The sequence below is a fragment of the Burkholderia sp. AW49-1 genome, from assembly GCF_053427845.1.
In genome coordinates this window covers 136,398-146,868 of the sequence record NZ_JBSAXF010000014.1, presented here as the reverse complement: position 1 = coordinate 146,868, position 10,471 = coordinate 136,398, and the positions used below count along the sequence as shown (strand labels likewise).

Annotated in this window: 12 protein-coding genes; 8 read left to right on the top strand and 4 right to left on the bottom strand. The window is 66.6% G+C overall.

The genetic code is table 11. The features are described from left to right. Positions 1-61 precede the first annotated feature (61 nt). Positions 62-538 carry an N-acetyltransferase family protein gene (locus ACV22W_RS21615; RefSeq protein WP_448021614.1) on the top strand — a complete coding sequence of 159 codons (477 nt, stop codon included), beginning with the start codon at positions 62-64 and terminating at the stop codon, positions 536-538. Positions 539-569: 31 nt separating this feature from the next. Here the strand turns inward: ACV22W_RS21615 and ACV22W_RS21610 are convergent, their stop codons facing one another. Beyond that, the gene (locus ACV22W_RS21610) at positions 570-1,295 is read right to left on the bottom strand and encodes a methyltransferase domain-containing protein (RefSeq protein ID WP_448021613.1); all 726 of its coding nucleotides are present in this window, start codon (positions 1,293-1,295) and stop codon (positions 570-572) included. 216 nt (positions 1,296-1,511) lie between these two features. Between ACV22W_RS21610 and ACV22W_RS21605 the strand changes: the two genes are divergently transcribed. Both ACV22W_RS21605 and ACV22W_RS21600 read left to right on the top strand, forming a co-directional pair. Continuing rightward, on the top strand, positions 1,512-2,525 hold the full coding sequence (locus tag ACV22W_RS21605) for a hypothetical protein (protein ID WP_448021612.1): 1,014 nt from the start codon (positions 1,512-1,514) through the stop codon (positions 2,523-2,525). Between the two features lie 226 nt (positions 2,526-2,751). Beyond that, positions 2,752-3,561, top strand: a complete 810-nt coding sequence (locus tag ACV22W_RS21600) for a TlpA family protein disulfide reductase (RefSeq protein ID WP_448021610.1) — start codon at positions 2,752-2,754, stop codon at positions 3,559-3,561. A gap of 84 nt (positions 3,562-3,645) precedes the next feature. Here the strand turns inward: ACV22W_RS21600 and ACV22W_RS21595 are convergent, their stop codons facing one another. Further along, entirely contained in the window at positions 3,646-4,050 is a 405-nt protein-coding gene (locus ACV22W_RS21595; RefSeq protein WP_448021608.1) for a peptide ABC transporter ATPase, read from the bottom strand. Between the two features lie 449 nt (positions 4,051-4,499). Between ACV22W_RS21595 and ACV22W_RS21590 the strand changes: the two genes are divergently transcribed. The 3 genes from ACV22W_RS21590 to ACV22W_RS21580 all read left to right on the top strand — a co-directional run bounded on the left by ACV22W_RS21590 (position 4,500) and on the right by ACV22W_RS21580 (position 7,029). Then, on the top strand, positions 4,500-4,889 hold the full coding sequence (locus ACV22W_RS21590; RefSeq protein WP_059533655.1) for a fucose-binding lectin II: 390 nt from the start codon (positions 4,500-4,502) through the stop codon (positions 4,887-4,889). A 199-nt stretch (positions 4,890-5,088) separates the two neighbouring features. Continuing rightward, positions 5,089-5,823: a fucose-binding lectin II gene (locus ACV22W_RS21585; RefSeq protein WP_124903207.1), complete on the top strand. Its 735-nt coding sequence runs from the start codon at positions 5,089-5,091 to the stop codon at positions 5,821-5,823. A 330-nt stretch (positions 5,824-6,153) separates the two neighbouring features. After that, positions 6,154-7,029: a mechanosensitive ion channel family protein gene (locus ACV22W_RS21580; RefSeq protein WP_448021606.1), complete on the top strand. Its 876-nt coding sequence runs from the start codon at positions 6,154-6,156 to the stop codon at positions 7,027-7,029. Positions 7,030-7,087: 58 nt separating this feature from the next. Here the strand turns inward: ACV22W_RS21580 and ACV22W_RS21575 are convergent, their stop codons facing one another. Together ACV22W_RS21575 and ACV22W_RS21570 are read right to left on the bottom strand one after the other, a co-directional pair. Beyond that, the gene (locus tag ACV22W_RS21575; protein WP_448021604.1) at positions 7,088-8,233 is read right to left on the bottom strand and encodes a branched-chain amino acid ABC transporter substrate-binding protein; all 1,146 of its coding nucleotides are present in this window, start codon (positions 8,231-8,233) and stop codon (positions 7,088-7,090) included. Between the two features lie 70 nt (positions 8,234-8,303). Continuing rightward, positions 8,304-9,341: a histone deacetylase family protein gene (locus ACV22W_RS21570; protein ID WP_448021599.1), complete on the bottom strand. Its 1,038-nt coding sequence runs from the start codon at positions 9,339-9,341 to the stop codon at positions 8,304-8,306. A 126-nt stretch (positions 9,342-9,467) separates the two neighbouring features. Here ACV22W_RS21570 and ACV22W_RS21565 point away from each other — a divergent pair, with 126 nt between their 5' ends. Together ACV22W_RS21565 and ACV22W_RS21560 are read left to right on the top strand one after the other, a co-directional pair. After that, positions 9,468-9,956, top strand: coding sequence for an Lrp/AsnC family transcriptional regulator (locus tag ACV22W_RS21565; RefSeq protein ID WP_057926304.1), 489 nt, complete (start codon positions 9,468-9,470; stop codon positions 9,954-9,956). Between the two features lie 66 nt (positions 9,957-10,022). After that, the gene (locus tag ACV22W_RS21560; RefSeq protein ID WP_448021597.1) at positions 10,023-10,352 is read left to right on the top strand and encodes a hypothetical protein; all 330 of its coding nucleotides are present in this window, start codon (positions 10,023-10,025) and stop codon (positions 10,350-10,352) included. Positions 10,353-10,471: the final 119 nt, after the last annotated feature.

Here is a 10,471-nt window from a genome sequence, read left to right as displayed (position 1 = left end):
TTCTCGTTTCCGGCCGCGCCGGCAACGCTTCGTTTCATCCATCCTCGAAAGGTTCGCGACCATGAACGCTACCGACACCGGCCTGACCGTACGCCCCGTGCAGGAAGACGATTTCGACAACTGGCTACCGCTGTGGGAGGGCTACAACCGCTTCTACGGCCGCTTCGGCGACACCGCGCTGCCGCACGAGATCACGCAGCTCACATGGTCGCGCTTCTTCGATGGCTACGAGCCCGTGCATGCGCGCGTCGCGGAACGCGACGGCCGGCTCGTCGGGCTCGTGCATTTCCTGTATCACCGGAGCACGACGCTGATCGGGCCGACCTGCTATCTGCAGGATCTTTTCACGCTCGAGAGCGAACGCGGCAAGGGCGTGGGCCGCGCGTTGATCGAAGCCGTGTACGACGCCGCGCAGGCGCAACGCGCCGAACGCGTGTACTGGCAGACGCACGAGACGAATCACACGGCGATGCGGCTCTACGACACCGTCGCGGGAAAAACCGGATTCGTGATCTACCGGAAGGTTTTGCCGCGCTGAGGGGGCCGCAAGCGGGGGCGCGGCGGCGGGTTCATGCCAGCGGCCGCGCCTTGATCCACAGGAACAGCGGCACGCGCGACCACTGCTTCAGCGTGTCCGTGTCGGCGCGGTCGGGCGGCGGCTCGCGCAGCGACACGATCGCGAAGCCGGCTGCCTCCAGCGCATCCATGTAGGCCTGCAGCGGCAGCGACCAGCCCGCGAAATGCATCGACAACCCGTCGCGCGTTTCCACGCCTTCGAAATGCTCGCTGCCGAAATACGTGCCTTCGAGCACGAACGGCGCGTCGGGCTGCGGCCCCGCGAAACGGCCGCGATCGCGGAACGGATGCACGAGCGACACGAACAGCAGCCCGCCCGGCTTCAGCACGCGGCGCGCCTCGCGCAACGCGGCAGCCATGTCGTCGAGGTCCATCAGCACGTTGTACGCCATCACGACATCGAAGCTTGCCGGGTCGAATGGCAGCGATGCCGCATCGGCGAGTACGTAGCGGTGCGCGGAATCCGCGCGACGGGCGGCGTCGAGCATCGCGGGCACCGCGTCGCTCGCGGTCACGTCGTAGCCGAGCGCCTTCAGCTCGCGGCTCACGCGACCCTCGCCACTGCCGATTTCCAGTGCATGGCCGCTGCCGCGTCCGAGGTAAGCCGCCAACCCCTCGCGATACTTCCAGAACGCATCGTGACCCGGCCTGCCGGCCCAGGCGATCCATTGGTCGGCGACGTGCGTCCAGTGTTCGGTAATGGCTTTCGTGTCGGTCATGTGCGCTCCCGATCGGTGTGCGTCGTGCTGGCCCTGGATGCGCATGGTAAGCCGAAGCGTCGGTGCGCGTGAGCGCGTTGCGCGAGTTGGGGCTGCCGCGGCCGGTTTCCGTTTCCGGCGGCGGCGTTCTACAGTTACGAGAGACGACATGCGGCGCCACCCACTTTCACGTTCGGTTCGCGTCCGTCGATACGCACCCGATTCCGAGGAATGTCCATGCCGAGTATCGTCGCCGGTCCCGCCCATCTTCCGCCGAGCCCCGTCGCCGCCGAAACGCGCATGGTGCACGACGTCGCCACGCTGCGGCCGTCGGACTATCGTTCGGCCGACGGTGCAGCGTGGGTCATCGCCACCCTCACGCCGGCCCCGGACAGCGGCGAAAACGTGACCGGCACGACCTACTTCGATACCGCGAAACAGCAAACCGTCGCGGTGCCCGACGCGCGCCGGCGTTATGCGAACCGCGGCACCTGGCAGGTCGTCGCGAGTTCGAGCCCGTCGGTACCCGCCACCGGCCGCTACGACTGGCTGACGCTCGCGTGGCTGCCCATCAACCGGCGGCCGCTGCCGCAAACGCCCGAGCATCTGTATTCGCCGTTCATTCACGGCGGCACGATCGTCTACCGCTGGAATCCGGCCGCGAAAGGCGGCGAGCAGTTCGGCAACGTGCGGATGATCTTTCCGGAGTGGCGGCAGCAGGTGGCGGACGTGCTGCGCGCCGCGTCCGGCGACGACGCGCAAGCAGCGGCCGCCGCGTCCGCATCTGCGCTCGATCGCGTCAAGCAGGACGGCAACCCGATGGCCGCCGTGCTCGACTTCGGCGCCGCGCTGCATGAGGAACCGGCCGACCGGATCGCCGCACGCCTGCCGGCATTGCTGCGCGCGAACGACCTGCATGAAGTGTCGGCGATCGTGTTCCAGTGCATCGCCGCGTCCCGCGAAGCGGATCGACCACGCTTCGTCGAAGCGATCAGCGAGTCGATCCTCTCGATCGACGACAGCGCGCGCCTGCTCGCGATCGCGTACGGCGCGTTCGCGGCCGGCAGGGCGAAGCCGCGTCCGTTCAGCGATGCCGCGCAGGCCGCGCGTATCGACGATGTGTTCGCGGCATTGAAGCAGCGGACGTCGGCACTTGGCGTGCCGGTCGGTCAGGGTTCGCCGTGGTACGAGTTCTTCACCGCGTACCGGCTCGGCGGCGCATCGCCCGGTTCCGTCGGAAACAGGCAGTAATTACCGGTGCTGCGCGATCGTCAGTCGACCTGATGCTTCGAGGCGCTTCGACGAAAGCAACGTCGTCCTGAATTCTCGTACTCGGCGTGCGATCCGCGCGCAGGGCGACGCATGTCGCGAGCTCGCAACGGGAACCCGCATACGTCGCGCAGGGTCGAAACGCCACATGACCGGTACGGTATCGCCTTCACCGGTCGATCCACGACCCCCGCACCTTTTTCTTCCCATGTTGAGCATCGGTCCCTTCTCGATCCGCGTCGTCGCGGTAGCCGCCGCCGCGCTGCTGGCGTGGCTCGTCGCCCGCTTCATCCAGCGCCGCCCGCCCGACGGCCAGCACAAGACCGCGTCGAGCCTGATCCTCGACGTGCTGCTGCTCGGGCTGGTCGCCGCGCGCATCGGCTATGTCGCGCAATGGTGGCGCGAATATGCAGCGGCGCCACGGTCCATCATCGCGCTGGGCGACGGCGGCTTCGACTGGCGCATTGGCGTCGCCGCCGCGCTGGTGTTCGCCGGGTGGCGGCTGCGCCGCCTGCCCGCGCTGCGCCGTCCGGTGGCAGCCGGCATCGTCGCGGGCCTTGCCGCATGGGGCATCGCGCAAGGCACGCTGGCGACACTGCAACGCACCGCGCCGCCGTTCGCCGCGATGCAGCTCGAAGCGCTCGATTCGACACCCGTGCTGCCGCAACGCTTTGCCGGCAAGCCGGTCGTCGTGAACTTGTGGGCAACGTGGTGCGCGCCTTGCCGGCGCGAAATGCCGATCCTCGAAGAGGCGCAGCGCGAGCATCCCGGCATCACGGTGCTGATGCTCAACCAGGGTGAAAACGCGCAGGCGGTGCGCGCATTCCTCGGACAGCAGGGGCTGCGCTTCGACAACGTGCTGCTCGATCCGCCGTTGCGTGCGATGCATGCGTACGGGTCGCGCGGACTGCCCACGACGCTGTTCTTCGATGCGAAGGGCGAACTCGTCGAATCGCACATGGGCGAGATCACCGCCGCGCGGTTGAAAGACGCCGTGGCGCAGCGCTTCGGTCAGTGATCCCGTCGGTGGCAGCGCGCGTTCCCGCTGCCGCGGCTGACGTGCCCCACGACATGCCGGCACATCGACAACCACCCGCCACGCTTACGGCCTCGACAACACCATCACGCGCCCCGACACGCGCTGAAGCTTCAACCACCCCGTGTCGGCCGTGAACCGAAGCTGCTGCAACGGAAAATCGAATCCCGCCCGCTGCGCGGCGCTGACCACCGCGTCGGCGATCCAGCGGATCAATTCCTTCCCTTCGTCGGTCGTCTGGTGGCCGTTCTGGACGCCGTAGAAATAGCGATTCCCTGCGTTGACTTCGTTTTGCAGCTGCATCCAGTGCCCCGGGAGGCCCGGCAGGGTTCTGAACAGGTCGGCCACGCGTTGCGTCGTCAGGCCGCGCGCCCACAACGCGCCATTCACCGCGGGCCGCGCCAGGTTGTGGCGGTCTGCGTCCTGCGCCTGCCCCTTGATCTCGCCTTTCAGACTATCGGGTTTCGTCATCGCACTGTCCTCGTGAGGGCCCGGCAAGGGGCCGATTGAATAAAAGCCGCCGAATATGGAGCGCCCGCGCTCCGTGCACGATACCCCTAATCTCGAAATTAATCGCCTGTCAGGTGTATCAGGCGAGCGCATCGCAACATCGAAGGAATAAATCGGCCCGTTCCGACGGGCACCGAAGCCCGACCCTCCCGCCATTCCCACCCGCACCATTCATTATTCAAAAAAGCGTGACGCGCGGCGAAATCATTTCGCGGATATTTAGAACCATATTCGATTAAATACACATCTTTAAATCGAACTGTTTCGATCTCCGATTTTCTGAACAATTTCCATTCCCGATCGAATATTTTTTTATTTATTTTTCGCCATGCTGGCTGGGTCGCGTTTGAAACAGCAAACGTTTGCGCGACGCACAAAAGGCATTATCCACAGACCTTCAGGAGGCAAGCATGGCTGACTCTCAAACGTCCTCGAATCGCGCCGGCGAGTTTTCGATTCCGCCGAACACCGACTTCCGCGCGATTTTCTTCGCGAATGCCGCCGAGCAACAGCACATCAAGCTGTTCATCGGCGACAGCAAGGAGCCCGCCGCTTATCACAAGCTGACCACGCGCGACGGCCCGCGTGAAGCCACGCTGAATTCGGGCAACGGCAAGCTCCGCTTCGAAGTGACGGTCAACGGCAAGACATCGGCCACCGATGCCCGCCTCGCGCCGATCACCGGCAAGAAATCGGACGGCTCGCCGTTCACGGTCAACTTCGGAATCGTCGTGTCGGAAGACGGTCACGACAGCGACTACAACGACGGCATCGTCGTGCTGCAATGGCCGATCGGCTGACGGCCGAACGCTGACGAGAATTCGCGGCGCGGTATCTCCGGCGCGCCGCGTTCCCGATCGCAACGACGACGGAGCCAACCGCGCATTGCGATCCGTGCGGGCCACCATCGACTGTCCCGCGCGCCGCGTCACGCACGACACGGCGAGATCCGCTCGCCGGCCGCGTCACGCAAGACTAATCCATCAAGACGAGGACGACATGACACAACCCTTTACCCACGACGACCTGTATGCGCTTCTGCAGCTCGCCGGCAACGACGCAACCGCCGTACAGGCGAACGGCGATCAAGCGGTGCTCGACCGGATGCGTCAGTTCATGACCGCGCAACTCGTGGAAAAACTGCCGCAATACGACGTGTTCGTCGACATCGCGACCATCCCGTACAGCTTCGACGTCGGCAGCTGGCAGAACAAGGTGAAGGCCGATGCGGCGGGCCAGGTGATCGCGTGCACGGTGACGTGGGCCGGCGCGCCCGGCGTCCTGCCCGGCGCGGCGGCGAAGTTCGGTGTCGGCGCGGTGGTCAATTACTTCTCGAAGGCGACGCCGCAACCCGCGCAGCCGGAACCGACGACCACTGGCGGCGGCGAGCGCGACGGCATCTTCAACCTGCCGCCGAACATCGCGTTCGGCGTGACGGCGCTGGTCAATTCGGCCGCGCAGCAGACGATCGAAGTCTATGTCGACGACAACCCGAAACCGGCCGCGACGTTCCAGGGCGCCGGCACGCAGGACGCGAACCTGAACACGCAGATCGTGAACTCGGGCAAGGGGAAGGTGCGCGTGGTCGTGACGGCGAACGGCAAGCCGTCGAAGATCGGCTCGCGCCAGGTCGACATCTTCAAGAAGACCTACTTCGGGCTCGTCGGCTCGGAAGACGGCACGGACGGCGACTACAACGACGGCATCGCGATCCTGAACTGGCCGCTGGGCTAAGTAGCTCGATCCTGTTGATGTTCGCCACGCCGTCCGGCGTGGCGACGCGCATCGACGCTGCCCGACGGCGCGGGGTGGCACGGCCGCATGCGCCACGTGCGGCCGAAGTCGCAGCACGGGCATCCGACGAGGCCGTTTCCGCGGAAAACCACACCGCCGCAACGCGCTGGCCGCGAAACCGGAAATCGCGTGCCGTCACCCATGCGTTCGCGCGAAAACCCGCATGGCGTGTACAGTCGAGGGCTGCCGACGCGCGAGCGCATGCCTGTCCGACAATGACGAACGCCGGTGCCCGCCGCGCGCCTTCCGCCCTCAACCCGGAATCCCGTCATGTTTCTCGATCATCTTCATCCGGAACGCTGGACGTTCCTGTGGAACGCGTTGTCCACGCTCTCGCTCAGGCTCTGCGCCGCCCTCGCGCTGCTCGTCGCGGGCTGGTGGTTGTCGAAACGCATCGGCAACTGGCTGAACCGGCTGCTCGCGAACAAGGAGCGCGTCGACGACACGCTGCGGCCGATCCTCTGCGACGTCGCCGTGTGGGGCATCCGCATCGTCGCGATCGTCGGCGCGCTGTCGCAGCTCGGCATCGAAACCGCGAGCGTCGTCGCGGTGCTCGGCGCGGCCGGCCTCGCGATCGGGCTCGCGCTGCAGGGCACGATGCAGAACATCGCGGCCGGCATCATGCTGTTGCTGCTGCGTCCATTCAAGGTGGGCGACTTCATCGACGGCGGCTCGAGCGTCGCCGGGACGGTGGAAGAGGTCGGGCTCTTCATGACGCGGCTGACGAAGCCGGACGGCATCTGCGAATACGTGCCGAACAGCGCGCTGTGGGGCAGCGCGATCCGCAACTACACGCGCAATCCGACGCGGCGTCTCGATCTCGAAGTGGAAGTGTCCGTGCACGACGACATCGATCGTGCACTCGACGCGCTGCGCGCGCTGGCGGAAGCCGATCCCGACGTTCTGCAGGATCCCGCACCGGACGTGATGGTGATGCGTTTCGACGACAGCACGGCAATCGCGAACATCCGCGTATGGACGCACCCCGACACGTTCTGGGCGATGCGCTGGCGCCTCGCGCGCCAGGTGCGCAAGACGCTTGCCGAGGCGGACTGCGCACTGCCGATCCGCACGCGCGAGCTGCACATCGTGCACGACGCCGAACAGCAGCGCCCGGCCGACCCGCGCCGCGTGCGGGCGTCGTAACGCGCATCGCGACGCAACCGGGCGCGCATGCCGCGCAGCGCCGTGCGCCCCGCCTTCGTCACATCCTCACGATATCGAGCAGCGCCTTCCTGCCGCTCTTGTACGTGAACACCGAGATCGCGCCGTGCTTCAGATCGCCTTGCGGCGTGAAGCTCGTTTCGCCGATCACGCCGCGATAGTCGGTCGCCGGCATCGCGGCGAGCACCTTCGCCGGATCCGTCGAGTTCGCGCGCTTCATCGCGTCGACGATGATGTACACCGCGTCGTACGAGAACGGCGCATACACCTGCATCGGCTGGTGATAGCGCGCGTCGTAACGCTTCACGAACGCCGCGCCGCCCGGCATCTTCTCGAGCGCGATGCCGGCTTCCGAGCACACGACGTTGTCCGATGCCGGGCCCGCGAGCTTCGGCAGGTCGGTCGAGCACACGCCGTCGCCGGCGAGAATCTTCGCGCGTATGCCGAGCTGGCGCGCCTGCTTCGCGAGCGGGCCGCCGGTCGCGTCCATCCCGCCGTACATGATCGCGTCGGGGTTCTCGCCCTTGATCTTCGTGAGGATCGCGCGGAAGTCGATCGCCTTGTCGTTGGTCGCGTCGCGCGAAATGATCTTCATCCCGGCCGACTTCGCCGCCTTCTCGAACTCGGTCGCCAGGCCCTGCCCGTACGCGGTCGAATCGTCGACCACGGCCACCGTCCCGATGCCCATGTTCTTCGCGGCATACATCGCCAGCGCGGGTCCTTGCTGGGCATCGGTCGCGACCACGCGATAGGTCGTCCTGAAGCCCTGCTGCGTGTACGTCGGGTTGGTCGCGGCCTGCGAGATCTGCACGACGCCGCCATCGCGATAGACGCGCGACGCCGGAATCGACGTGCCCGAGTTGTGATGGCCGACGACGCCGATCACCTTGTCGTCGACGAGCCGCTGCGCGACCTGCGTCGCGGTGCGCGGGTCGCCCGCGTCGTCCTGCGCGTCGAGCTGCAGCGTGACTTTCCTGCCGCCGATCACGAGCCCCTTCGCGTTGATCTCCTCGACCGCGAGCCGCGCGCCGTTCTCGCTGTCCTTGCCGAGGTGCGCGATCGCGCCGGTCAGCGGCGCGACGTGCCCGATGCGCACGATGCCGTCCGCGTGCGCGGACCACGCAGGCAATGCGCACGCCAGCGCGGCCGCGGTCGCGCATGCCGTGTTCTTCCGATGTCGATTCATGTTCGTCTCCTTCCTTGTCGCTATTGGTTCGTGATCGGGACCGTCGTTGATTGCAGGCGAAGCGATGCGGTCACGCGCGCCCTTCGAAGCCGAGCAGCACGTTCACCGCGTTGATACCGATTTCCTCGACCATGTAGCCGCCCTCCATCACGAACAGCGTCGGCACGTTCAGGCGCGCGAGCGCCTCGCCGATCCGCAGGTAGTCCGGCGAGCGCAGCTTGAAATGGCTGATTGGATCGTGCTCGAACGTGTCGACGCCGAGCGACACGACGAGCAGGTCCGGCGCGTGCCTCGCGATCGCGGCGGCGGCCTGGCCGAGCGCCGCCGCGTAGGTGTCCCACCGCGTGCCCTTCGGCAGCGGCAGGTTCAGGTTGAAGCCTTCGCCCGCACCCGCGCCGCGCTCGTCCGCGTAGCCGGAGAAGTACGGGTACGACACTGCCGGCTCGCCGTGCAGCGACGCGAACAGCACGTCCGACCGCTCGTAGAAGATGTCCTGCGTGCCGTTGCCGTGGTGGAAGTCGACGTCGAGCACCGCGACGCGCGCCGCACCGCTCGCGATGCCATGCTGCGCGGCGATCGCCGCGTTGTTCAGGTAGCAGTAGCCGCCCATGTACTCGCGGCCCGCATGGTGGCCGGGCGGGCGGCACAGCGCGAACGCCGCGCGCGCGCCGCCGTTCGACAGCAGGTCGGCGCCGGTGAGCGCCGAATTCGCGCTCGCGCTCACCGCGTCCCACGTACCGGCGTTGATCGGCGCGCCGGCATCCATCGCGAAGAAGCCGAGCTTGCCGTCGATGAAGTCGGGCAGCGTTGCGGCCGACGGCATCGCGCGCACCGGCCACACGAGCGGCAACGCCTGGCAGGTGCGGCCGGTCGCGGTCCATTCGTCCCAGGCGCCGGCGAGGAAGTCGACATAGCGCGCGCTGTGCGCGCCGGCATAGCACGCGCGGTCGAACGCGCGCGGCGCGATCACGTCGCCGAGGCCGGCCGCGCGGACGCGCGCGAGCACCGTCTCGGCGCGAAGGGGGTTCTCGAACGAATCGGTGATCGCGCCGTCCTTCAGTTCGACGCCGCGATGCAGATGGTGATCGCTGCTGTAGACCGTGAGCATGGTTGACCGTTGCAGTGAACGCTTCAAGGGGGTGGCAACAGTCTATTGACACCGGGCGGCAATAACTTTGCTTTTCACCTCTCCGTTTCCTACAATTTTGAGAAAACTGCCTACGGAGACCATGGAATGAGCAAAAATCGCGCTTCGGTGGAACTGGACGGCGTCGACCGCGCGATGCTCCGCCTGCTGCAGGAAGACGGCGCGCTGTCCAACGCGACGCTAGGCGAACGGCTGTCGCTGAGCGTCACGCCGTGCTGGCGGCGGCGCAAGCGGCTCGAGGACGAAGGCGTGATCACCGGCTACCAGGCGAACCTGGACCGCCGCGCGCTCGGGATGAACGTGTTCGCGTTCGTGCAGGTCACGTTCAACATGCATTCGGACCAGGATTCGGACCACTTCGAGGACGTGATGCGGCGTCACGACGAAGTGACCTCGTGCCACAAGATCACCGGCGCGGCCGACTACATCCTGCAGGTCGTCGCAACCGATCTGGACGCGTATGCGGAATTCGTCGAACGCGTGCTGAGGAAGCAGGCCGGCGTGTCGTCGATCCAGTCGAGCCTCGCGCTGCGCGAGGTCAAGTTCTCGTCGCGCGTGCCGGTGCCGGATGCGTGATCGGATCGTTGAAGCGCCCGTTCGCGGGCATCCGCCGTCGAACCTCATCCCATGGAGCGCTACCGTATGAAGCATTTGATTTCGTCCGCGTCGCTTGCCGCCATGATCGCCTGCGCGCTTGCATTGGGCGCGTGCGCGACTCCGCCGGCTTCGCCTCTCCCGCCCGATGTCGCCGGGCCGGACACACGGGCCTCGCAGACCGCGCAAACAGCTCAGGCCGCGCCGCCGGTCGTCGGCGGCGATCGCGATGCGCACGGCTGCATCGGCTCGGCCGGTTACGCATGGTGCGAACGCACGCAGCTATGCGAGCGTCCGTGGGAACTCGCGAAGGCTCACGGCTTTGCGAATTCGGCGCAGGGTTACGAGCAGTTCTGCCGAAACGGTTCATCGAAGTGATGAAGTGATCGGAACCGGATCGCGGTGCAACGCCGCGTTCCAGTTGAAGTATCGATATCGCGCGCGTCGTGGCCCCTTCCGTCCCCGCCGTTTTTCCCGTTCCGCGCACCGTCGTTCCG

What these genes read in the sequence shown, in the direction of transcription:
- ACV22W_RS21615 (WP_448021614.1), top strand. Translation starts at nt 62, where the DNA reads ATGAACGCTACCGACACCGGCCTGACCGTACGCCCCGTGCAGGAAGAC.
- ACV22W_RS21610 (WP_448021613.1), bottom strand. Translation starts at nt 1,295, where the DNA reads ATGACCGACACGAAAGCCATTACCGAACACTGGACGCACGTCGCCGAC.
- ACV22W_RS21605 (WP_448021612.1), top strand. Translation starts at nt 1,512, where the DNA reads ATGCCGAGTATCGTCGCCGGTCCCGCCCATCTTCCGCCGAGCCCCGTC.
- ACV22W_RS21600 (WP_448021610.1), top strand. Translation starts at nt 2,752, where the DNA reads ATGTTGAGCATCGGTCCCTTCTCGATCCGCGTCGTCGCGGTAGCCGCC.
- ACV22W_RS21595 (WP_448021608.1), bottom strand. Translation starts at nt 4,050, where the DNA reads ATGACGAAACCCGATAGTCTGAAAGGCGAGATCAAGGGGCAGGCGCAG.
- ACV22W_RS21590 (WP_059533655.1), top strand. Translation starts at nt 4,500, where the DNA reads ATGGCTGACTCTCAAACGTCCTCGAATCGCGCCGGCGAGTTTTCGATT.
- ACV22W_RS21585 (WP_124903207.1), top strand. Translation starts at nt 5,089, where the DNA reads ATGACACAACCCTTTACCCACGACGACCTGTATGCGCTTCTGCAGCTC.
- ACV22W_RS21580 (WP_448021606.1), top strand. Translation starts at nt 6,154, where the DNA reads ATGTTTCTCGATCATCTTCATCCGGAACGCTGGACGTTCCTGTGGAAC.
- ACV22W_RS21575 (WP_448021604.1), bottom strand. Translation starts at nt 8,233, where the DNA reads ATGAATCGACATCGGAAGAACACGGCATGCGCGACCGCGGCCGCGCTG.
- ACV22W_RS21570 (WP_448021599.1), bottom strand. Translation starts at nt 9,341, where the DNA reads ATGCTCACGGTCTACAGCAGCGATCACCATCTGCATCGCGGCGTCGAA.
- ACV22W_RS21565 (WP_057926304.1), top strand. Translation starts at nt 9,468, where the DNA reads ATGAGCAAAAATCGCGCTTCGGTGGAACTGGACGGCGTCGACCGCGCG.
- ACV22W_RS21560 (WP_448021597.1), top strand. Translation starts at nt 10,023, where the DNA reads ATGAAGCATTTGATTTCGTCCGCGTCGCTTGCCGCCATGATCGCCTGC.